The sequence below is a fragment of the Leclercia sp. CFBP8987 genome, assembly GCF_034044995.2.
GTDB classification, from domain to species: Bacteria; Pseudomonadota; Gammaproteobacteria; order Enterobacterales; family Enterobacteriaceae; genus Enterobacter; species Enterobacter tamurae.
Window position 1 is genome coordinate 2,677,557 of record NZ_CM188255.1, and the last position, 20,984, is coordinate 2,698,540.

General features: G+C 57.0%; 20 protein-coding genes and 1 pseudogene. 8 read left to right on the forward strand and 13 right to left on the reverse strand.

Features of this window, described 5'->3' with window-relative positions:
* Positions 1-2 precede the first annotated feature (2 nt).
* From pgmB to pspA, 13 genes and pseudogenes are all read right to left on the reverse strand, one after another.
* Positions 3-680 carry a beta-phosphoglucomutase gene (pgmB, locus tag SOM40_RS12800; RefSeq protein WP_320530096.1) on the reverse strand — a complete coding sequence of 226 codons (678 nt, stop codon included), beginning with the start codon at positions 678-680 and terminating at the stop codon, positions 3-5.
* The gene (locus tag SOM40_RS12805; protein ID WP_320530097.1) at positions 670-2,949 is read right to left on the reverse strand and encodes a glycoside hydrolase family 65 protein; all 2,280 of its coding nucleotides are present in this window, start codon (positions 2,947-2,949) and stop codon (positions 670-672) included. Before SOM40_RS12805 ends, pgmB begins: the two co-directional genes overlap by 11 nt.
* On the reverse strand, positions 2,943-4,001 hold the full coding sequence (gene ycjS / locus SOM40_RS12810) for a D-glucoside 3-dehydrogenase (protein WP_225758631.1): 1,059 nt from the start codon (positions 3,999-4,001) through the stop codon (positions 2,943-2,945). The genes SOM40_RS12805 and ycjS overlap by 7 nt, the downstream gene beginning before the upstream one ends.
* Positions 4,002-4,012: 11 nt before the next feature.
* A complete protein-coding gene (gene ycjR, locus SOM40_RS12815; RefSeq protein WP_106993120.1) occupies positions 4,013-4,801 on the reverse strand; it encodes a 3-dehydro-D-guloside 4-epimerase in 789 nt (262 codons plus the stop codon).
* Positions 4,802-4,818: 17 nt separating this feature from the next.
* Entirely contained in the window at positions 4,819-5,871 is a 1,053-nt protein-coding gene (ycjQ, locus tag SOM40_RS12820) for a D-guloside 3-dehydrogenase (RefSeq protein WP_225758630.1), read from the reverse strand.
* Positions 5,872-5,899: 28 nt separating this feature from the next.
* On the reverse strand, positions 5,900-6,742 hold the full coding sequence (locus SOM40_RS12825; RefSeq protein WP_166182665.1) for a carbohydrate ABC transporter permease: 843 nt from the start codon (positions 6,740-6,742) through the stop codon (positions 5,900-5,902).
* Positions 6,729-7,610, reverse strand: a pseudogene (locus tag SOM40_RS12830) (carbohydrate ABC transporter permease). The gene SOM40_RS12825 and the pseudogene SOM40_RS12830 overlap by 14 nt, the downstream one beginning before the upstream one ends.
* Before the next feature lie 22 nt (positions 7,611-7,632).
* Entirely contained in the window at positions 7,633-8,925 is a 1,293-nt protein-coding gene (locus SOM40_RS12835; RefSeq protein ID WP_106993124.1) for an ABC transporter substrate-binding protein, read from the reverse strand.
* A 14-nt stretch (positions 8,926-8,939) separates the two neighbouring features.
* Positions 8,940-10,637 carry a sugar phosphorylase gene (locus tag SOM40_RS12840; RefSeq protein WP_106993125.1) on the reverse strand — a complete coding sequence of 566 codons (1,698 nt, stop codon included), beginning with the start codon at positions 10,635-10,637 and terminating at the stop codon, positions 8,940-8,942.
* A 183-nt stretch (positions 10,638-10,820) separates the two neighbouring features.
* Entirely contained in the window at positions 10,821-11,045 is a 225-nt protein-coding gene (gene pspD / locus SOM40_RS12845; protein WP_106993126.1) for a phage shock protein PspD, read from the reverse strand.
* A 14-nt stretch (positions 11,046-11,059) separates the two neighbouring features.
* Complete coding sequence (pspC, locus tag SOM40_RS12850) at positions 11,060-11,419, reverse strand: envelope stress response membrane protein PspC (RefSeq protein ID WP_225758628.1); 360 nt, start codon at positions 11,417-11,419, stop codon at positions 11,060-11,062.
* Positions 11,419-11,643 (reverse strand): envelope stress response membrane protein PspB, encoded by a 225-nt coding sequence (gene pspB / locus SOM40_RS12855; protein ID WP_106993128.1) that lies wholly within the window; start codon positions 11,641-11,643, stop codon positions 11,419-11,421. The genes pspC and pspB overlap by 1 nt, the downstream gene beginning before the upstream one ends.
* A 54-nt stretch (positions 11,644-11,697) precedes the next feature.
* Complete coding sequence (pspA, locus tag SOM40_RS12860; protein WP_106993129.1) at positions 11,698-12,366, reverse strand: phage shock protein PspA; 669 nt, start codon at positions 12,364-12,366, stop codon at positions 11,698-11,700.
* A gap of 166 nt (positions 12,367-12,532) precedes the next feature.
* Between pspA and pspF the strand changes: the two genes are divergently transcribed.
* From pspF to SOM40_RS12900, 8 genes are all read left to right on the forward strand, one after another.
* Positions 12,533-13,510, forward strand: coding sequence for a phage shock protein operon transcriptional activator (gene pspF / locus SOM40_RS12865; protein WP_262661445.1), 978 nt, complete (start codon positions 12,533-12,535; stop codon positions 13,508-13,510).
* An 88-nt stretch (positions 13,511-13,598) separates the two neighbouring features.
* Entirely contained in the window at positions 13,599-15,239 is a 1,641-nt protein-coding gene (gene sapA / locus SOM40_RS12870) for an ABC transporter substrate-binding protein SapA (RefSeq protein ID WP_106993131.1), read from the forward strand.
* On the forward strand, positions 15,236-16,201 hold the full coding sequence (gene sapB / locus SOM40_RS12875; RefSeq protein WP_320530098.1) for a putrescine export ABC transporter permease SapB: 966 nt from the start codon (positions 15,236-15,238) through the stop codon (positions 16,199-16,201). Before sapA ends, sapB begins: the two co-directional genes overlap by 4 nt.
* A complete protein-coding gene (gene sapC / locus SOM40_RS12880; protein ID WP_262673591.1) occupies positions 16,188-17,078 on the forward strand; it encodes a putrescine export ABC transporter permease SapC in 891 nt (296 codons plus the stop codon). The genes sapB and sapC overlap by 14 nt, the downstream gene beginning before the upstream one ends.
* Positions 17,078-18,070, forward strand: a complete 993-nt coding sequence (gene sapD / locus SOM40_RS12885; protein WP_225758627.1) for a putrescine export ABC transporter ATP-binding protein SapD — start codon at positions 17,078-17,080, stop codon at positions 18,068-18,070. The genes sapC and sapD overlap by 1 nt, the downstream gene beginning before the upstream one ends.
* A gap of 1 nt (position 18,071) precedes the next feature.
* The gene (sapF, locus tag SOM40_RS12890; RefSeq protein ID WP_106993135.1) at positions 18,072-18,878 is read left to right on the forward strand and encodes a putrescine export ABC transporter ATP-binding protein SapF; all 807 of its coding nucleotides are present in this window, start codon (positions 18,072-18,074) and stop codon (positions 18,876-18,878) included.
* A 121-nt stretch (positions 18,879-18,999) separates the two neighbouring features.
* Complete coding sequence (gene fabI / locus SOM40_RS12895) at positions 19,000-19,788, forward strand: enoyl-ACP reductase FabI (protein ID WP_166182672.1); 789 nt, start codon at positions 19,000-19,002, stop codon at positions 19,786-19,788.
* Between the two features lie 161 nt (positions 19,789-19,949).
* Positions 19,950-20,957 carry a CMD domain-containing protein gene (locus SOM40_RS12900; protein ID WP_262673590.1) on the forward strand — a complete coding sequence of 336 codons (1,008 nt, stop codon included), beginning with the start codon at positions 19,950-19,952 and terminating at the stop codon, positions 20,955-20,957.
* Positions 20,958-20,984: the final 27 nt, after the last annotated feature.

Consider the following 20,984-nt stretch of genomic DNA (forward strand, 5'->3'; position numbering starts at 1 on the left):
TGTTAGTTCCTTATCAATACCGGCCGGGATGCCCAGAAATCGGTCAGGCATTTCCAGGTCAGTTCCCGCGTTGAATGAAGTTGTAGTCCCGCCTGCTCCAGGCCCGAGCCAATCCCCACCGACAACATGCCCGCCGCGTTGATTGCCTCAACGCCTGCTGCAGCATCTTCTATCCCGATGGCGCTTTCAGGGCGTACCTTCAGCCCGGCACAGGCCGCGAGGAAGATCTCCGGGTCGGGTTTTGAGCAGGCAATACGGGACGCATCGGCGCAAAAATCAAACGCCTTGTGTACCCCCAGCGCCTGCACTATTCGTGGGGCATTAAGGGAAACCGAGGTCAGCCCAATCTTGACCTTCGCGGCGCGGATCTCCGCCAGCACCTCGCGGATTCCCGGCAGGAGTGACGCTTGCGTCAGCGATGCCAGCGACCGGACATAGAGATCGTTTTTCTTCCCGGCCAAGGCCAGACGCTGCTTATCACTAAACGCCCCGGCTTTCCCGCCGTGTTGCAGGATCCGCTGCAGGGAGTCCATGCGGCTGATCCCCTTCAGGTGTTCGTTAAAGTTTTCGTCAAAGGTGATGCCGATCTCCTGCGCCACGGCTCGCCAGGCAAGGAAATGCAGATGCGCGGTATCGGTGATCACCCCGTCCAAATCAAACACAACGGCGTCAGGCGTCATGGCTTCCCTCCGTGGTAGCGGTCCCAGTATCAGGCGTTATAAAATCCTTCTGCGGCCAGACTTGCCGACCTGAAGTCATAAGGGTTTTACCCCACAGCGTTAAGGTGACGGGAGCCGAGGTTTCGATGGTTAACACCGCATTCTCAAGGGTGAAATGCATGCGCGCATTTCGCCACCGTAACGGGAACGTGAGCTTTTGCCAGTGGGCGGGGATGCGCGGGGCAAGGTGCAGTTCCCCTTCCACGATCTGCAATCCGGCAAACCCCTGAATCACGCCGGACCAGATTGCGCCGGTGGCGGCAGCGTGGATGCCGTCATCACTGCTGTGCGGATCATCCCCCAGATCGATGGCGATACCGTCACGCCAGAAGGCGTATGCCCCTTCCGTGTCGCCGCAGCGGGCGGTCACAATCCCGTGGATAGCCTTGCTCAGGGAAGAGTCGTGGATGGTGCGCGGCTCGTAGAACGCCAGATTGGCGGCGCACTGCTGCGGCGTAAACCGTTCCGGTAACAGGTAATTGAGCATCACCACATCCGCCTGCTTCAGGATCTGCATCTCATTCACTTCCGCCCGGGAGTAATCGAGCAGGATGGTCTGTTTGCCCGCCTGCGCTTTGTAGCGACTCAGATCGATAACCGGTTTCGCCAGGAAGCTGTCATCCTGCGGGATCACCCCGTCGGGTCTGGCCTCCGGCAGCCATAAGCGTTCCAGGAAACGGCTGGCATTTTGCGTAAAACACGCATCTTCACGGTTAAACCTCGCCATAAACTCACATGCGCTGGCGACATTGTGCCAGGCCAGATAGTTGGTATAGGCGTTGTTATTCACATGTTCTGTGTATTCATCCGGCCCGATCACGTCATGGATCTCGAGACGACCGTTAACCTCGGTGGCGCGCCCCATCCAGAACGTCGCGGTTTCCATCAGCAGCTTCAGGCCTTCATTGCGCATAAAGTCATCATCGTGCGTCGCCTGCCAGTAGGCGACGACGGCCCAGGCAATGTCCGCCACAATGTGGTGTTCAGCCAGCGCAGAGGCCACTTTCTGTCGCGTCCCGGTGCGGATGTTGATCGCCGCAAACTCCGGCGTCTCTTCCTGACCGCTGGCGGCGCTTTCCCATGGGAACAGCGCGCCTGGCCAGCCATTACGGCGGGCCTTTTCTCGCGCCCCCGGGAGGTTGAGCCAGCGATAACGCAGCAGGCTGCGGGCAATCTGAGGCCGGGTAAAGAGATGGAAAGGCAGCAGGAAAATTTCCGTATCCCAGAAAACGTGTCCTTTATACCCTTCCCCGGAGAGCCCTTTAGCCCCGATGCTGCTGCGTTCGTCATGGGCTGGCGTCATGGCCGTCAGATGCCAGACGGCGTAATCCAGCGCGATTTGGTCCTGAGGTTCCGTTGAAGCCACTTCCACCCGCCCGTCACGCCAGATTTTTTCCCAGGCGTCGGCAGAACTTTTCAGCAAGGCGGCGTAGCCTTTCACCGCACAGACTTTCAGCTCTGCCAGCGCATTCCGGGCGAAAGCCTCCTGTGAAAGGGTTTTGTCCCTGCGGTGTGCGACCCACACCAGCTTCTCCAGCGTGACAGTGTCACCCTGCGGGATCCTGAATGCCTGGTGGGCCGTAATACGACGATTTTTTGCGGTAAAACAGCTGTCGCTCTGCGTCGACAGGCAGCAGTATGCCGACATCACCACCTCTGCGGCGTGGTCCTGCGTCTCATATACTCCCTGCAGGTAATGCTGGTCGAAGACTCTGACCGACATCTCATCCAGATGCTGCCTGCCGGTATTGGTTTGGGTCGCGTCGATGCCGGTCTTCAACACCACCTGCGAAGCGTCATCTACCGGCGTAATGGAGAGCTGCATTGCCACCAGCGGGAGTTGAGCCAGCGAAACAAACCGACGGCTCTCCAGCCGGTAGCGTTTCCCTCCCGGCGAGCGCCAGAGGACGCTGCGACGCAGTTCCCCGTTGGCGAAAGCCAGTTCTCGCTGCCAGCTCAGGATCTCCCCTGCTAGCAGGGTAAAATTCTCGCCATCGAGCTCAATATCAATACCGACCACATCAGGCAGATTGACCAGCTCGTTGGTCTCGTTGCAGCCTGCGCGATGATAGAGACCGGCAAGATACATACCGCGCGTTTGCCGGGTGTAATCTTCTTCATGCGTGGCGCGAACGCCCATGTAGCCATTACCGCCAGCCATAATGGATGCGTATTTATTCAGGCTATGCGGGCAGAAGCCCGGATCGGTTAATACAGACAGGTTCAGCATAAGGTCACGCTTTCCCCTGTTTCCGCCGCTTGATATAGCGCGGCGACCAGCTGCTGGATCACCAGCCCCTGCTCCGCATCGGCGATCATCACCGGCTCGCCGAACAGATGGCGAACAAAAGCATCCATACTGCGCAGATGCCGCTGATCGTCCGCCTCTTCACGCTGCGCGATTGTCTGTAATACCCCTGCTTCGTCGTGATAAATATGGGCCGGGAACAGCGTTGCCCCGGCCTTTTCACCGCAGAAGGAGACATTCAAGATCGACTGCTCGCGGATATTCAGCGCAAAGGAGGTGTCCAGCCGCAGAACGCCGCCATTGCAGAACTCAATCGTCCCGAACAGGGCATCTTCAACCGTAAACTGAGCGGGATCCCACTCGCCGAACTGCCCCCGGTTTTTACGATTTCCCAGCTTCTGAAAGCTGTGCGCCGTCACCCGTTTTACCGCCGGGAACCCCAGCACATACATCGCGGCATCCAGCATATGAATGCCGATATCAATCAAGGGTCCGCCGCCCTGCAGGGATTTGTTGGTAAACACGCCCCACCCCGGCACACCGCAGCGGCGCAGCGCCTGGGCCGTTGTGAAATAGATCTCCCCGAAGGTGCCGCTCTGCACGGCCTCACGCAGCAGTTGTGTATCCTGAGCAAAACGGTGGTGAAAATCATAGGCCAGCACTTTCCCCGCCCTGCGGGCCGCGAGACGCATCTCATCGGCCTGCTGTGGCGTCATGGCGGGCGGTTTTTCACACATCACATGGCACCCGGCCGCCAGGGCCGCTATGACATGTTCATAATGAAAGCGGTTGGGCGAACAGACGCTCACCACTTCCGGCTTGACCGTTTCCAGCATCTCGTGCGCGTCCTGCCATGCCGACGGGATAGCATGACGTTCCGCAAACGCCTGAGCCTGTTCCAGGCGGCTGTCCATGACAGCCACCATCTGAACATCACTGCGCGTGGCGTAATACGAGGCATGCACTTTGTCTGCAACCTGCCCGGCGCCGATGATGGCGACGCGCAGAGGCAAAGCTGTTGAAGCACTTATCACGCTCGTCATCCTTAGCATTCACGCAAATAAGTGAGGGAGTCCTGGTAAGCCTGCGCAGGATCGTCAGCACGAACGCGACACTCGTACACCACGTAGCCCTGATAATTGTCGGCACGCAGTTGATCGAACAGAGTGGCGAAATCCAGGCTGCCGCTGCCCGGTTGATAACGGTGGTTATCGGCAATATGCACGTGCCCAAGCAGATCCCGGTTGTGATGCAGCGCCTCCGTCAACGAATCTTCTTCGATGTTCATATGATAGAAATCGCCGATGATCTGCACCTGCTTCAGGGCGTTCTCTTTGATATAGCGGCGCGCATCCGCCAGGGTGTTGATCATATGATCCTGATAGCGGTTCAGCGGCTCCAGGTAGACGGTAGTCCCGGTACGCGCCGCCACCTCATCCAGCCAGCGCAGCGAGGCGCTCACCGCGTTGCGGTCACCGTCGAGGCTGCGCGGGGAGGTCATCGGCGGCAGGCGGAAGGTAAACATCCCCCAGGCGGCAGGAACGATAATGCCCTTTCCTCCGACCTCAGCCAGCGCTTCAAGAATGCGTTCAATCTGATGTAACCCGTTCAGGCGACGCTCTTCGATGAAGTCACCGATCCAGCCGTCGTAGCCGCCGCAGGCGGTGGTCACCGGTAAGCCAGTGGCTTTAATGGCGGCTTTCACCTCATCCAGATTCTCCACCAGCAACTTGCCGTCGATCTCATAGCCGTCAAACCCCATGGCTTTGATGAACCTGAATTTCTCCAGGATGTTGGTCGGAAAAAAGGCCTGATTTTGCGTTGCGATTTTCATTGTGTGCTCTCCTTAGCTCAGAAAGTGACGCCCATTTTGATGCTCAGTTCCGGGTGCTGATCGACATACTGCATATAGCTTTCAGCGCTGGTGGTGAAGGTCACTACCGGGTCGATCAGATCCTCACAGTTGAGATATCCGTTCATCAGCAATTCCCAGCAGGTCTCTTCGATCCGCTTGCGATCCCAGCGCGGGTAATCCGGATTAGGCTCGCTACAGGCGCGGGAGAAGACAATTTTCGCGTTGTTAAAATGCGCCTCACGTCCGAGATTAAAGCCCTCTGCGAAGGGTTTCGCGAAGGCAACGTAAGAGATCGTTCCGCCGTAGGCCAGCCCGCGCAGGGCGGATTGCAGCGCATCGGCAAAGCCGCTGGTTTCGATGATGACGTCCGCGCCCTGCTTACCGGTCAGCTTTTTGATTTCCAGACCGACATCTGTCCCGATCGGATTGAGGCAATGGTCCGCCCCATGGCGGCGGGCAATCTCGCAGCGGTGTTCGATAGGATCGACGCCGATAACAATTGATGCTCCGGCTTTTTTCGCCAGCTGAATGGCTATCTGACCAATCGCCCCCAGCCCGACTACCACCACGAAATCCCCGACCCGCACGTTGGCATCCCGTACGCCGCTCATGGCGAACTGCGCCGGGTCATAGCAGACGGCATTTTTCCACGACGCGCCCTGCGGCATTTTGCGCAGCTTGTAGTTATTGACGGCATTAACAATCACCGTTTCCTGCAGCGGCCCGTAGCAGCAGACGCTCTCGCCAACTTGGTAATCCGTCACGTCAGTGCCGCACTCGATGATGTCGCCGACGATCATATTCCCCAGCTGGAATTTGCCGAATTCGATCCCACGAGCCGTACCCTCTTCACGCGGGGTAAACATCTGCCACTCCGGGTTAAACTCTTCATCGATAAACGGACTCGCCGCCCGGAAATCCACCACCTCGGTACCGTGTTTCGGTGCGCCAAAGCGGGCGCGAATCTTCACTTCGTGAACGGCAACCGGACGATCTTCATACTCCACCAGCGCCGCCACGCGGGGCGCTGTCGCAACTAACTTCTTCATGACTGACTCCTTGTTAAAATCGGCCGCCTCAGCCCTTTACGCCCCCGGCGGTCAAACCACTTTTAATAAAACGTTCTGACAGCGCGTACATGATCACCACCGGAAGTGCCGTCACCAGCGAGGCGGCCATCATGCGACCCCAGATGTAATCCGGCGTGCTGAAGAGCGTGTTAAGCCCTACCGGCAAGGTGAAGTTGCTGGCACTGGACAGGAAAATAGAGGCGAACAGATAGTCGTTCCACGCCACCATAAAGCAGTAGACGAAGACCGACACCAGCCCGGAAATCGCCAGCGGCACGGTAATGCGAAAGATGATCTGCAGGCGGTTGAGGCCGTCCATCATCGCGGCCTCTTCGATCTCGTCCGGGATGGTGTCGAAATAGCTGCGCAGCATAAATACCGCCGTCGGCAGCGTCTGGGTCACCATGGTGATAATCAGCGCCAGCTCGGTGTCATAAATTCCGAGTGCAGTGATGATTTTGAACAGCGGTACCACCAGCAAAATCCCGGAGAACATATAGACGGTGTAGAAGCTGGCATTGATCGTCGCCCGCCCTTTAAACCGCAGTTTAGAGAGGGCATACGCCCCCAGCGTGCCGAGAAATACGGCGATCACCGATGAGGTCAGCGACACCACCATGCTGTTTCTGAAGTAGTCCACAAACGGGAAGATCAGCGGGTTGAAGATGTCGACGTAATGCTGCAGGGTCCACGCCTGCGGCAAAATGGTCGGGTGCAGCGATATCGCCTCTTTCGCGCTCTTAAACGACGTCATTAACATCACGAAGAACGGGAACAGCGTGATAATCAGGAACACCGCCAGCCCCAGATAAAAACCGAGCCGGCCCAGCAGGCGTTTATTTGTTGCCATTGAGGTTTACCCTTTTTCTGGTCAGCAGAATGACGGCAAAGATAATTACGAACAGCACCACCGAGATCGCCGCGGCTTTACCGAGGTCGTTAAAGGCAAAGGCGGTTTTGTAGAGATAGACGCCCAAAATATCGACCTTGGTGGTCAGCAGATACACGTCGGCAAACATGTAGAACATCCAGATAGTGCGCAGCGTGATGACCGTGGCCAACACCGGCATAATCGCGGGCAGCGTGACGATGCGAAAACGCTGCCAGGCATTGGCCCCGTCCATTTCTGCCGCTTCGTACAATGACTTATCGATGGTTTGCAGAATGGCCAGAAACGAAATGAACGCATACGGGAAGTAGCGCCAGATGGCGAACAGCACCACCAGTACAAAACTGCTGCCGGGGTTGTCGAACCACAGCGGGGCCTGATCGTATAGATGCAGCAGATCCACACCCAGTTAGTTCACAATCCCGTAGCCGTTGTTGAACATATACTTCCAGGCAAAGACCAGCGATATCGACGGGGTGACGTAGGACAAAATCACCAGGGAGCGCGCCGTTTTACGCAGGCGAAATTCCCGGTTAAAGAAGACGGCGACCGCCAGCCCTAACCCCGTGCTGCCCATCACCACCAGCGCGGTGTACCAGAACGTCATCCACAGGGAGTGCCAGAACGCGGCATCACTCAAAATGCGAATGTAGTTATCCAGCCCCACAAACACCGCATCGATGCGCGGATTGAGCGGCAAGCGTAAAAAACTGATTTCAATGTTGGATATCATCGGCCAGGCCACCAGGCCCCCCAGCAAAATCAGGCTGGGGGCCAACAGCAGTATGGCGAAAGGCATATCTGAACGACCAGAAAACAACGTTTTCATAATTCCCTTCCGCAGTGCGCCCCTATCGTTGTGTGATCAGGTCAGTCAGTCGCTTCTGGCTGCTGCTTAACGTCGCGTTGAGGTCCTGTTGACCCACGGTGACGTTATGCACCATAGAACTGATAATGCCGGACCCGGTGACGTCACCCATGCGGGTAAAGTTTTTGTCACCCACGGCACCAAACACCTGCACATTAGGGAACTGGGCGATCAGCTCATAAGGGAGATGCCCAAAGGCTTTAATCACATCGTTGTTTTTCCAGGTTTCGGTCCCGACCACCAGCTTGTTAACCGGCAGCGCCGCACCCGGCGACATCATCACCCAGTCGGTTGCGTTTTGAGCCTGCTCCATCCAGGTGACAAATTTCTCTGCTGCTTTGGTCTCCTCTTCGCTCTGGCCAGAGGTGATGGTCAGGGAGGTCACCATGCCGTAGACCGCAGAGGATTTTTCCGTCGGGACGACAAATCCCAGGTTGGCAGGGTTTCCGTCTTTGAACACCGCCGGGAGTATGTAGGTGGAGTAAACGGCCATCGGCGCGGAGCCGTTCATAAAGGCGTCTTTGATCTCCATGACGTCGTTGGACCCCGGCATGGTGGTGGCCGCCAGCCCTTTATAAAATGCCAGCGCTTTCGCCATTTCAGGGGTATCGATCTCAATATCGCCTTTCGCATCAAAGACATTCGCGCCACCCGAGAGGGCAAACTGCGAGAATGCCTGCTCTGTCATCACGCTTTCCGCTGTGGGTAACGCAATGCCGTAATGTTTGTTGGCTGGGTCGTTGAGCCTCTGGCTGGCATTCAGCAATTGATCCCAGTTGCGTGGCTCCTCAAGGCCCGCAGCGGCGAGAACGTCTTTGTGGTACCAGACGCCGGACAGCCAGGCGCTGATGGGTACCCCGGTCCACGCCGCGCCGTCTTCCGTACGCACCACGCGCAGAATGCCGTCATAGAAGGTCTCTTCCCCTACGGCATTAATGGCGTCGCTGATAGCAGCGCGATCCAGCAGTTGCTCCTTGTCCATGACTTTTGCATAGTCGTGGCTCACCTCTATCACTTCCGGCAGGGCACCGGTTCGCGCCAGAGTAATGACCTTGGTGTTGTAGGCGTCCTCTTCCACCGGCACCTGTTTTACCGTGATGCCAGGATTCTCTTTCTCGAATTTCTCAATCAGACGAGTAATCACCGCCTGGCGCTCCTGTTCCACCGAGGAGTGCATAAACTCGATGGTGACCTGAGACTTTTTATCGTCCTTACAGCCTGTCAACAGGGCGCACGAAACCAGTGCTGAGATCAGCACAATTTTGGGTATCTTCATTGTTAGGGTCCTTTTTAGTGTTCTTTAATCCACATTACCTGCCATGGATTCAGGGACAGATCCGTACCGCGAATATCCTGGTGTGAAATCAGGTCCGTACCGGATAAATCTTCCGAATAAACAGACTGAATACGATCGCTAAAATTAAATAATGCCGTTATCCGCTCACCCTTATCGGCAACACGAGTAATTTTAAGAATAAGTTCCCCTGATGTTTCAAATAAAGCCTGACTGTCAGGATGAAATGCTTTTTCTGCGCGACGAAGGGCAATCAGATCGCTTAATTGATGATAAATCTTATGGCGAAGGCTACGTTTATTTTCCAGTTCCGCATCAATCTGCCCGGCAGGGTATTTCTTACGATTAATCGCACGATTATAGCCAAGACGTTTAACCCCTTCATAATCGTTACCTGAACCCAGGATGCTTTGAATATAGATCGCCGGCACACCCGGGAAAGTTAATAGCACCGCATGGGCCAGAATAAAGCGCGCAATGCGTTTATCCTCTGCAGCGTCTTTTGAACTTAATGCATCGAGATAGGTTACGTTGATTTCATACGGGCTTCGCGTACCGTCAGGATTATTTTTCCAGTTGACCAGCGCCCCTTCCTGCTGGAGTTTCTCTACCAGGGAGAGGATCTCTGGCTCGGGTAAAATACCCCGCAACGGATTAAGGCCGATGCCATCGTGAGAAGCTAAAAAGTTAAACCAGGTGGTCTTGACTGAAGGCAGATTCAGCGTCGTCGCCCACTGACAGAGGGCGCGGACATCCTGACGATGGATAGCATGCAGCACAAGCGGAGGTAATGAGAACTGATATACCATCTGCGCCTCATTTTGCCCGTCGCCAAAATAGGAAACGTTATCTTTATGGGGAACATTGGTCTCGGTGATCAGCACCGTGCCAGGCGCGACCGCATCAGTAATGGCGCGGAAGAGCTGGATAAGGCGGTGAGTCTGCTCAAGATGGATGCAGGTGGTTCCGGGGATCTTCCACATAAAGCCAACCGCATCCAGGCGGATATAACGGGCCCCTTCCGCCAGGTAATGCAGGAGCACGTCCACCATGGCAATCAACACCTCTGGCGAGGCGAAATTGAGATCGACCTGGTCCTCGCTGAAGGTGGTCCACAGATGGCGTACGCTGCCATCCTCCAGCGTAAATGGTGTCAGGAGCGGTAATGCCCGCGGGCGCGTCACGGCGGATAAATCGGTTCCAGGTGCGACAGAAATAAAGAAATCTTCATAGCCTGGGGCTTGTTTAAGGTAATTAGCAAACCACTGGCTTTTGGCTGACATATGGTTGCAAACAAAATCAAACATCAGACCGGTCGACTGTTTTAAATCGGCAATATCCTGCCACGTGCCTGTTTCAGGCGCGACCTGGTGATAATCAATAACGGAAAATCCATCGTCAGATGACCATGGATAAAAAGGCAAGAGATGGACATGAGAAAAAGAGCGTGCAAGCCACCTATTATAAAAGCGCGTAAAAACGGGCAGCGCCTTCTCCCCTTTCGCAAAAAATTGATCGGCATAGGTAATCAGGACGATATCTTTTTCATCCCATCCTGGCTTACGCCTCTCGTTAATACGAGAAGCCCCCCGGCTGATGTTTTCTGACAACATCTCAAGATGGCGTTCAGAAAACGTTTTCCCGTAAATAAGATTGATTAAATTTTTAATTTTGTCGTTCACATTATTTTCCATGGTAGCGGTCCCACGAAGGGCAATCTACTCCCATGGTAAATATCTGTCAACGGACCAGGCGGCAGAAAAACGCGATCATAAAGGCGCGCAGATCGTTAATGTGAACTGACGCAAAGAAAGGATGAAATAAGAAGAAACGTCGCCAGCCCTGTTCATTGCGAAAAGGGCTGGTGCGGTGAGGAATTAGCGGGAGAAGTATCGGCGTGAGACGCGGTTAGCCACTTTTTTCAGCATCGGCTCCAGCGCCACCGCAAGCAGCATCCGGACGGGTTTACGGGCGACAGATTTAATGGCCCACCCGGCCACGCCTGCAGGGCCGTAACGCAGTGCGGTAAGTAAAACCAGCTTCCCTGCGAATTTCAGGCCCGGCTTAACGCGATGTCCGGCCTGTTGCCAGCGTTGATTCATATGAAATCTCTCCGTTAAAGCTGACGAAAACGGCTTCGCAGCGAGAAGGTATCAGAGGTGACATACCGCTCCATCTCGCGCAGGCGTTGTTCACCTGCCGACAGTTGGGCATCCACCGTATCCAGCAGTTCACTGCTGGTGGGGGCATTTTCATCGCCCATCGCACCGTCCGGCATCGGATCCAGCACGAAGGATAAAATGATATAGGCCACCAGAGTAATAAACGCCAGGCCAAAGAAAATGGAGAGCACCGTCACCACGCGCACCAGCTTTACCGGCACGTCGAGGTAGTGCGCCAGCCCGGCACAGACGCCGCGCACCATCCCCTGCTGGGGGATACGCCACAATTTTTTATTCAGGTTTAGTCCGGCCATTAGCGATCCCTCCAGTTCGGATGTTCCGCATCCAGGATTGCTTCCAGCGCCTGAATACGTTCACGCATTTTATTCGCGTCCTGGGTTAACTGCGCCAGACGCTGTTGTTCGCTTTGCGACAGCTCGCTTCGGGAAGAACGGTTGCTGTAATGCAGCCACAACCAAATCGGCAACACAAACAGCACGAAAATGGTCAGCGGAATGGCAAGAAAAAGCGCGCTCATGTCTACTCCTTGTCTTACGATGAGTGGCGGCGCCAGCTGGCGCCGCAGATATTATTATTGATTGTCTTGTTTCATTCTGGCTTTCAGCGCGGCCAGTTGCTCGCCGATTTCATCATCCGCTTTCAGATCGGCAAACTGCTGATCCAGCGTCTTCTGTTTGCCAAAGCTGTGGCTTTCCGCTTCGGCTTCCATCTGATCGATACGGCGCTCAAATGACTCGAAACGGGCCATAGCTTCATCAATCTTGCCGCTGTCGAGCTGACGACGCACGTCGCGGGAAGAATTTGCCGCCTGATGGCGCAGCGTCAGCGCCTGCTGACGGGCACGGGTTTCGCTCAGCTTGTTCTCAAGCTCGGCAATCTCTTTTTTCATGCGGGTGAGGGTTTCATCCACCAGCGTCACTTCCTGCTCCAGCGTAGCGACGATATCGGTCAGCTTCTGCTTTTCAATCAGCGCGGAACGGGCCAGATCGTCTTTATCTTTACGCAGCGCCAGTTCGGCTTTTTCCTGCCATTCGTTCTGCTGGGCGGTCGCCTGCTCAATGCGGCGCGAAAGCTGTTTCTTCTCGGCCAGCGCACGGGCGGAGTTTGAACGCACTTCGACCAGCGTATCTTCCATCTCCTGAATCATCAGGCGAACCAGCTTCTGTGGATCTTCCGCTTTTTCCAGCAGCGAGTTGATGTTGGCGTTCACGATGTCGGCAAAACGAGAAAAAATACCCATAATTGAATCCTCATAGTTCTGTTATCGGGCTAAGCCCTGCTGTTTAGCTAATACAAATCCCGTGCCAAGTTTTTATCTTATTGATTTTACGCAAGGTGATTGCTTTTTCGCCCATTCCACCCTACTCTCGCTTAGTGAATCACACCAATAAGTGGTTAATTTCATCATGGCTGAATTTAAAGATACATTATTGGGGGAAGCCAACAGCTTCCTCGAAGTGCTGGAGCAGGTTTCGCGCCTGGCCCCGCTGAATAAACCGGTGCTGATCATCGGAGAGCGCGGCACCGGGAAAGAGCTGATAGCCAACCGTCTGCACTATTTATCCGGGCGCTGGGATGGCCCTTTTATCTCCCTGAACTGTGCCGCGCTGAACGAAAACCTGCTCGATACCGAGCTGTTCGGTCATGAGGCGGGCGCCTTTACCGGGGCCCAGCGGCGTCATCCCGGGCGTTTCGAGCGCGCCGACGGTGGGACGTTGTTCCTGGATGAGCTCGCCACCGCCCCGATGCTGGTGCAGGAAAAGCTGCTGCGCGTCATTGAGTATGGCGAGCTCGAGCGCGTGGGCGGCAGCCAGCCATTACAGGTGAATGTGCGACTGGTCTGCGCCACCAACGCCAACCTGCCGGAGATGGTCGAGCAGGAGCGTTTTCGCGCCGACCTGCTGGACAGGCTGGCCTTTGACGTTGTCAACCTGCCCCCGCTGCGCGAGCGGCGCAGCGATATCATGCTGCTGGCGGAACAATTTGCCATCCAGATGTGCCGCGAACTGGGCCTGCCGCTGTTCCCCGGCTTTAGCCAGCACGCCCGCGAAACCCTGCTCGATTACCGCTGGCCCGGTAATATCCGCGAGCTGAAAAACGTGGTTGAGCGCTCCGTCTATCGCCATGGCAGCAGCGAAACCGAGCTGGATGAGATTGTGATCGATCCTTTCCATCGCCCCACACAGTCGCCTGTCGATAAACCCCGCAACGCCGCTTCCCCCACCCTGCCGCTGGATTTACGTCAGTTCCAGCAGGCGCAGGAAAAGCAGCTGCTGGAGCTGAGTCTGCGGGAGGCAAAGTTTAATCAGAAACGGGCGGCTGAACTGCTGGGGCTGACCTACCATCAATTGCGGGCATTGCTCAAAAAGCATCAGATGCGCTGACAATATCAGCACTTATCCGCAGACATTTTTACGAAGCAGGTGTAAGTGCGATACACTTTGCAGATCGTCACTAAAAACCTTAAAAATTATGCGTCTGGTTTTCTCGTCCCTGATTGCGCTCGGTCTGTTAAGTAGCCAGGCTTTTGCTGCGCCCATGCCTGCAGATCGCGCCGATATTCGCGACAGCGGCTTTGTCTACTGCGTCAGTGGGCAGGTCAACACCTTCAACCCGCAAAAAGCGAGCAGCGGCCTGATCGTCGATACCCTCGCCGCGCAGCTGTATGATCGGCTGCTGGATGTCGATCCCTATACCTACCGCCTGGTGCCGGAGCTGGCCGAAAGCTGGGAGGTCCTGGACAACGGCGCGACCTACCGTTTTCGGCTGCGCGACGATGTGAACTTTCAGACCACGCCGTGGTTCAAACCCACCCGTAAACTGAATGCGGATGACGTGGTCTTCACCTTCCAGCGCATTTTTAACCGCGACCATGCGTGGCACTACGTCAACGGCGGCAGTTTCCCTTACTTCGACAGCCTGCAATTTGCCGATACGGTAAAGAACGTGCGCAAGCTGGATAACCGCACCGTCGAGTTCACCCTCGCCCGCCCGGATGCCTCTTTCCTCTGGCATCTGGCGACGCATTACGCCTCGGTCATGTCCTCGGAGTACGCCACCCAGCTGACCCTGAAGGATAAACAGGAGCTGATGGATCGCCAGCCGGTGGGCACCGGGCCGTTCCAGATCGCGGAGTATCGCGCCGGGCAGTATGTGCGTCTGCAGCGCCACGAAAAATTCTGGCGCGGCAAACCGCTGATGCCCCAGGTGGTGGTGGATTTAGGATCGGGCGGAACGGGTCGCCTGTCGAAGTTGCTCACCGGTGAATGCGATGTGCTGGCCTGGCCCGCCGCCAGCCAGCTGACCATCCTGCGCGACGACCCGCGTCTGCGCCTGACCCTGCGTCCGGGCATGAACATCGCCTATCTGGCGTTTAATACCAATAAGCCGCCGCTGAATAACCCGGCGGTGCGGCACGCCCTCGCGCTGGCGATCAATAACCAGCGTCTGATGCAGTCCATTTATTACGGTACCGCAGAAACCGCCGCCTCCATCCTGCCCCGCGCCTCGTGGGCTTACGATAGCGAGGCTAAAATTACCGAATACAATCCGGATAAATCCCGCGAACAGCTTAAGGCGCTGGGGGCGGATAACCTCACCCTGCAGCTGTGGGTGCCCACCAGCTCTCAGGCCTGGAACCCCAGCCCGCTGAAGACCGCCGAGCTGCTGCAGGCCGACCTCGCCCAGGTGGGTGTCACGGTGGTGATCGTTCCGGTGGAAGGCCGTTTTCAGGAGGCGCGCCTGATGGACATGAACCATGATTTAACCCTGGCAGGTTGGGCAACCGACAGTAACGACCCGGACAGCTTCTTCCGGCCGCTGCTGAGCTGTGCGGCGATCGACTCCCAGACCAACTACGCCCACTGGTGCCACCGCGAGTTCGATGATGTGCTGCGCAAAGCCCTCTCGACTCAGCAACTGGCGGCACGAATTGACGCCTACGACGAAGCGCAAATTATTCTGGCCAAAGAGCTGCCGGTACTGCCCCTGGCCTCCTCCCTGCGTCTGCAGGCGTACCGTTACGACATTAAAGGCCTGGTGCTGAGCCCGTTCGGTAGCGCGTCCTTTGCCGGCGTCTCCCGTGAAGAGCAAGAAGAGGTGAAAAAACCGTGATTATTTTTACCTTACGTCGGCTGTTGCTGCTGCTGATCACCCTCTTCTTTCTGACCTTTGTCGGCTTTAGTCTGAGCTATTTCACCCCTCATGCGCCGCTGCAGGGCGCCTCCCTGTGGAATGCGTGGTGGTTCTGGTTTGAAGGGGTGCTGCAGTGGGACTTTGGCGTCTCCAGCATCAACGGCCAGCCCATCGCCGAGCAGCTGAAAGAGGTGTTCCCCGCCACTATGGAGCTGTGTATCCTGGCGTTCGGCTTTGCGCTGGTGGTGGGGATCCCGGTCGGGATGCTCGCCGGGATCACCCGCAACAAGTGGCAGGATAAGCTAATCAGCGCCATCGCCCTGCTCGGCTTTTCGGTTCCGGTGTTCTGGCTGGCGCTGCTGCTGACGCTCTTCTTCTCCCTGACGCTCGGCTGGCTGCCGGTGTCCGGTCGTTTCGACCTGCTGTATACGGTGAAGACGGTGACCGGTTTCGCGATTATTGACGCCTGGCTCTCAGATTCGGTCTGGCGGCATGAGATGATTATCAGCGCCGTGCGCCACATGGTATTGCCGGTGCTGGCGCTGGCCGTTGCACCAACCACCGAGGTGATCCGCCTGATGCGCATCAGCACCATCGAGGTGTTTGATCAGAACTATGTTAAAGCAGCCGCCACGCGCGGCCTGTCGCGGCTGACGATTTTACGCCGCCATGTTCTGCATAACGCCCTCCCGCCGGTGATCCCGCGTCTTGGCCTGCAGTTCTCCACCATGCTGACCCTGGCGATGATCACCGAGATGGTCTTTAGCTGGCCGGGCCTGGGCCGCTGGCTAATCAACGCTATCCGCCAGCAGGACTACGCCGCGATCTCCGCCGGTGTGATGGTGATTGGCGCGCTGGTCATTATTGTTAACGTAATATCCGATATTTTGGGCGCTATGGCTAACCCGCTGAAACATAAGGAATGGTATGCCTTACGATAGCGTATACAGTGAAAAGCGCACCCCCGGGGCATTGCGCACCGCGTGGCGTAACTTCTACGGCGACGCCACCGCCATGATCGGCCTGTACGGCTGCGGCGGCCTGGTGCTGCTCTGCATCCTGGGCTCCTGGTTTGCCCCCTACGGCATTGACCAGCAGTTCCTCGGCTATCAGCTGTTACCGCCCTCGTGGTCGCGTTACGGCGAAGTCTCTTTCTTCCTCGGCACCGATGACCTCGGACGCGATCTCTTAAGTCGCCTGCTGAGCGGTGCGGCGCCAACGGTGGGCGGTGCTTTTGTGGTGACGCTGGCGGCCACGCTGTGCGGTCTGCTGCTCGGCATTGTCGCCGGGGCTACCCACGGCCTGCGCTCGGCAGTGACGAACCACATTCTCGACACCCTGCTGTCAATTCCGTCGCTGCTGCTGGCGATCATCGTGGTGGCGTTCTCCGGGCCGCACCTGATCCACGCCATGTTTGCGGTGTGGCTGGCGCTGCTGCCGCGCATGGTGCGCTCGGTCTATAGCCTGGTGCACGATGAGCTGGAAAAAGATTACGTGGTCGCCGCCCGTCTGGATGGCGCTACCACCTTAAATATTCTGTGGTTCGCCGTGTTGCCCAATATCGCCTCCGGGATGGTTACCGAGATCACCCGCGCTCTGTCGATGGCAATCCTCGATATCGCCGCGCTCGGGTTTCTCGATCTGGGCGCGCAGCTCCCGTCCCCGGAATGGGGCGCGATGCTGGGCGACGCGCTGGAACTGATCTACGTAGCCCCCTGGACGGTGATGCTGCCGGGTGCAGCAATCATGATGAGCGTGCTGCTGGTGAACCTGCTTGGCGACGGCATTCGTCGCGCCATCGTGGCGGGGGTGGAATAATGCCATTACTGGATATTCGCAATCTGACGATTGAATTTAAAACCAGCGAAGGCTGGGTGAAAGCGGTCGACCGCGTCAGCATTACCCTGAGCGAAGGCGAAATCCGCGGGCTGGTAGGCGAGTCGGGCTCGGGAAAAAGCCTGATTGCCAAAGCGATTTGCGGCGTGGCGAAAGATAACTGGCGCGTCACCGCCGACCGGATGCGCTTTGACGATATCGACCTGCTGCGCCTCTCCGTCCGGGAGCGACGCAAGCTGGTGGGTCACAACGTGTCGATGATTTTTCAGGAGCCGCAGTCCTGTCTCGATCCGTCGGAGCGTGTCGGCAAACAGCTGATGCAGAACATTCCCGCCTGGACCTATAAAGGCCGCTGGTGGCAGCGTTTTGGCTGGCGCAAACGCCGGGCCATCGAGCTGCTGCACCGGGTGGGGATCAAGGATCACAAAGACGCCATGCGCAGCTTCCCCTATGAGCTGACCGATGGCGAGTGTCAGAAAGTGATGATCGCCATTGCGCTGGCCAACCAGCCGCGCCTGCTGATTGCCGACGAACCGACCAACGCGATGGAGCCCACTACCCAGGCGCAGATTTTCCGCCTGCTCACCAGGCTTAATCAGAACAACAACACCACCATTTTGCTGATCAGCCATGACCTGCAGATGCTGAGCAAATGGGCGGATAAGATTGACGTGATGTACTGCGGCCAGACCGTGGAAACCGCCGGCAGCGAAGAGCTGGTTACCATGCCGCATCATCCCTATACCCAGGCGCTGATCCGTGCGATCCCCGATTTTGGCAGCGCTATGCCGCATAAAAGCCGTCTCAACACCCTGCCAGGGGCGATCCCGCTGCTGGAGCATCTGCCGATCGGCTGTCGCCTGGGGCCACGCTGTCCGTATGCCCAGCGAAAATGCATTGAAACGCCGCGCCTTGCCGGGCCGAGAAACCATCTGTTTGCCTGCCATTTCCCGCTGAACATGGAGAAAGAGTGACATGGTCGAAACCTTGCTGGAAGTGCGCAACCTGAGTAAGACCTTTCGCTACCGCACCGGTTTATTCCACCGTCAGACCGTCGAAGCGGTGAAGCCGCTGAGCTTTACCCTGCGGGAAAAGCAGACCCTGGCGATTATCGGTGAGAACGGGTCGGGGAAATCGACGCTGGCGAAAATGCTGGCCGGGATGATCGAACCCTCCGATGGCGAAGTATTGATTGATGACCATCTGCTGAAGTTTGGCGATTACTCGTTCCGCAGTCAGCGGATCCGCATGATTTTCCAGGATCCCTCGACCTCGCTGAACCCGCGCCAGCGTATCTCACAGATCCTCGATTTCCCGCTGCGTCTGAATACCGATCTGGAGTTTGAAGCGCGGCGTAAGCAGATTATCGAAACCCTGCGCATGGTCGGGCTGCTGCCGGATCATGTCAGTTACTATCCGCACATGCTGGCCCCGGGCCAGAAACAGCGTCTCGGCCTGGCGCGCGCGTTGATCCTGCGACCTAAAGTGATTATCGCTGACGAAGCGCTGGCCTCGCTGGATATGTCGATGCGTTCTCAGTTAATCAATCTGATGCTGGAACTGCAGGAGAAACAGGGTATCTCCTATATTTACGTCACCCAGCATCTGGGAATGATGAAGCACATCAGCGATCAGGTGCTGGTGATGCATGAAGGCTCGGTGGTGGAACGCGGCAGTACCGCGTCGGTGCTGGCCGCGCCGCTTCACGATCTGACCAAACGCTTAATTGCCGGGCATTTTGGCGAAGCCTTAACCGCCGACGCCTGGCGGAAAGACCGCTAATCGGCTCTGCAGAGTGGTCGGATTAATTCTGTTGGCGACCCATGCTATTATCGCCGCGTTTTAACGACGGGTGCCCAGAAAGACGGCAGCCGCCACCACAATGATTATAAGGATTAGAGCTATGGGTTTTCTTTCCGGTAAGCGCATTCTGGTAACCGGCGTTGCCAGCAAACTCTCCATCGCATACGGCATCGCACAGGCGATGCATCGCGAAGGTGCTGAGCTGGCATTCACCTACCAGAACGACAAGCTGAAAGGCCGCGTAGAGGAGTTTGCCGCGCAGCTGGGTTCCAGCATTGTTCTGGAATGCGACGTTGCACAAGATGAAAGCATCGATGGCATGTTCGCTGAGCTGGCAAAAACCTGGCCGAAATTTGACGGTTTTGTTCACTCCATCGGTTTCGCACCAGGCGATCAGCTGGATGGCGACTACGTCAACGCGGTTACCCGTGAAGGCTTCAAAATTGCCCACGACATAAGCTCCTACAGCTTTGTGGCGATGGCAAAATCCTGCCGCACCATGCTGAATCCGGGCGCAGCCCTGCTGACCCTGTCTTACCTGGGTGCTGAGCGCGCCATCCCGAACTACAACGTGATGGGCCTGGCGAAAGCCTCTCTGGAAGCCAACGTGCGCTACATGGCGAACGCTATGGGGCCTGAAGGCGTGCGCGTGAACGGGATCTCTGCGGGTCCAATTCGTACCCTGGCCGCTTCCGGCATCAAAGACTTCCGTAAAATGCTGGCGCATTGCGAAGCGGTTACGCCGATCCGTCGCACCGTCACCATCGAAGACGTGGGTAACTCTGCGGCCTTCCTGTGCTCTGACCTCTCTGCTGGCATCTCCGGTGAAGTGGTCCACGTTGACGGCGGTTTCAGTATTGCTGCAATGAACGAGCTGGAAATCAAATAAGTTCGTCACCTTCCCGCTGCGGCGGGAAGGTTTGCCTGTTGTTACGCCCCGCTTTTCCCCTCGTTATTCCGTTCCGCTATTTGTTATCACCTAACAATATTTTTCCGCTTATCCGCCTTACGCCAGGATATTGATCGCCATTATGAGATCAAGGAACGCACATGGAACAACGCCGTATTTCTGGCAAAGGCCACTGGTATCACGAAACCCAGTCCAGTAGCAGCCCGACGGAAGTCCTGCCTTTGGTTCCCGAAGCCGCACAGGTCGCGGATCGTTTTTTGCTGAACCTCACATTACCGGCGTCGCTGCTGGCGGCCTGTGAACGCTGGTTAACCCCGGCCCGGGCGCTGTGCGACCTCTTTTTCCCGCGCGCCGTGCCGGTCAATCGCCTGCGCACGCTCAGCGCGTATGACCGATTCAGCACCGCCCTGACGGTAGCCCAGGTGTGTGGCGTACAGCGGCTGTGTAATCACTACGCCGCGCTACTCGCCCCGCTCCCCGGCCCCGACTCCTCCCGTGAAAGCAATCGCCGTCTCGCCCAGATCACCCAGTACGCCCGCCAGCTTGCCAGCTCACCCGACGTGATCGACACCAAAGCGCAGCAGGAGCTCGATGAGGTGGGCCTGACGGTGTATGACATTGTGACCATCAACCAGATCATCGGCTTTGTCGGCTTTCAGGCCCGGGTGGTGGCGGTGTTCCAGGCCCTGCTCGGCCATCCTGTCCGCTGGCTGCCCGGGCACCATATCCCGCCGCACGTCCTGATTGACGATAGCGCGCTGAACATGGATACCTGGGAGCCAGTCGTCCCGGGCGTTGAGCAACGAAATGCCAGTGCACAACAGCTGGCGTCCCTTGAACGCTGGCAGGCCGAGCCGCTATTGCAGCAGCTCACGCCAGTGCTGTGTCATGAGCCGGCGCTCCTCGATTACACCGGTGAAATTCTGGTCAGCGGGCTCGATGCCGCACAGCCAGCGGGTGCTTCAGATGAGGCGGTGAGACGCGCTGTGGAACAGCTGGCACGCTCCCCGGATCGGTTCAGCGCCGCGCAATTTACCCCGCTGACGGACGAGGGGCTTCCTCCGGCGCAGGCTATCAACCTGCTGACCTGGAGCGCTTTTTGCGGCTGGTTGAACCGGCTTAAAATCGCCATCGGCAGAGGCGAATAACCATACTAATTACCTAAAGAGCGCTTG

What these genes read in the sequence shown, in the direction of transcription:
- pgmB (WP_320530096.1), bottom strand. Translation starts at nt 680, where the DNA reads ATGACGCCTGACGCCGTTGTGTTTGATTTGGACGGGGTGATCACCGAT.
- SOM40_RS12805 (WP_320530097.1), bottom strand. Translation starts at nt 2,949, where the DNA reads ATGCTGAACCTGTCTGTATTAACCGATCCGGGCTTCTGCCCGCATAGC.
- ycjR (WP_106993120.1), bottom strand. Translation starts at nt 4,801, where the DNA reads ATGAAAATCGCAACGCAAAATCAGGCCTTTTTTCCGACCAACATCCTG.
- ycjQ (WP_225758630.1), bottom strand. Translation starts at nt 5,871, where the DNA reads ATGAAGAAGTTAGTTGCGACAGCGCCCCGCGTGGCGGCGCTGGTGGAG.
- SOM40_RS12825 (WP_166182665.1), bottom strand. Translation starts at nt 6,742, where the DNA reads ATGGCAACAAATAAACGCCTGCTGGGCCGGCTCGGTTTTTATCTGGGG.
- SOM40_RS12835 (WP_106993124.1), bottom strand. Translation starts at nt 8,925, where the DNA reads ATGAAGATACCCAAAATTGTGCTGATCTCAGCACTGGTTTCGTGCGCC.
- SOM40_RS12840 (WP_106993125.1), bottom strand. Translation starts at nt 10,637, where the DNA reads ATGGAAAATAATGTGAACGACAAAATTAAAAATTTAATCAATCTTATT.
- pspD (WP_106993126.1), bottom strand. Translation starts at nt 11,045, where the DNA reads ATGAATCAACGCTGGCAACAGGCCGGACATCGCGTTAAGCCGGGCCTG.
- pspC (WP_225758628.1), bottom strand. Translation starts at nt 11,419, where the DNA reads ATGGCCGGACTAAACCTGAATAAAAAATTGTGGCGTATCCCCCAGCAG.
- pspB (WP_106993128.1), bottom strand. Translation starts at nt 11,643, where the DNA reads ATGAGCGCGCTTTTTCTTGCCATTCCGCTGACCATTTTCGTGCTGTTT.
- pspA (WP_106993129.1), bottom strand. Translation starts at nt 12,366, where the DNA reads ATGGGTATTTTTTCTCGTTTTGCCGACATCGTGAACGCCAACATCAAC.
- pspF (WP_262661445.1), top strand. Translation starts at nt 12,533, where the DNA reads ATGGCTGAATTTAAAGATACATTATTGGGGGAAGCCAACAGCTTCCTC.
- sapA (WP_106993131.1), top strand. Translation starts at nt 13,599, where the DNA reads ATGCGTCTGGTTTTCTCGTCCCTGATTGCGCTCGGTCTGTTAAGTAGC.
- sapC (WP_262673591.1), top strand. Translation starts at nt 16,188, where the DNA reads ATGCCTTACGATAGCGTATACAGTGAAAAGCGCACCCCCGGGGCATTG.
- sapD (WP_225758627.1), top strand. Translation starts at nt 17,078, where the DNA reads ATGCCATTACTGGATATTCGCAATCTGACGATTGAATTTAAAACCAGC.
- sapF (WP_106993135.1), top strand. Translation starts at nt 18,072, where the DNA reads ATGGTCGAAACCTTGCTGGAAGTGCGCAACCTGAGTAAGACCTTTCGC.
- fabI (WP_166182672.1), top strand. Translation starts at nt 19,000, where the DNA reads ATGGGTTTTCTTTCCGGTAAGCGCATTCTGGTAACCGGCGTTGCCAGC.
- SOM40_RS12900 (WP_262673590.1), top strand. Translation starts at nt 19,950, where the DNA reads ATGGAACAACGCCGTATTTCTGGCAAAGGCCACTGGTATCACGAAACC.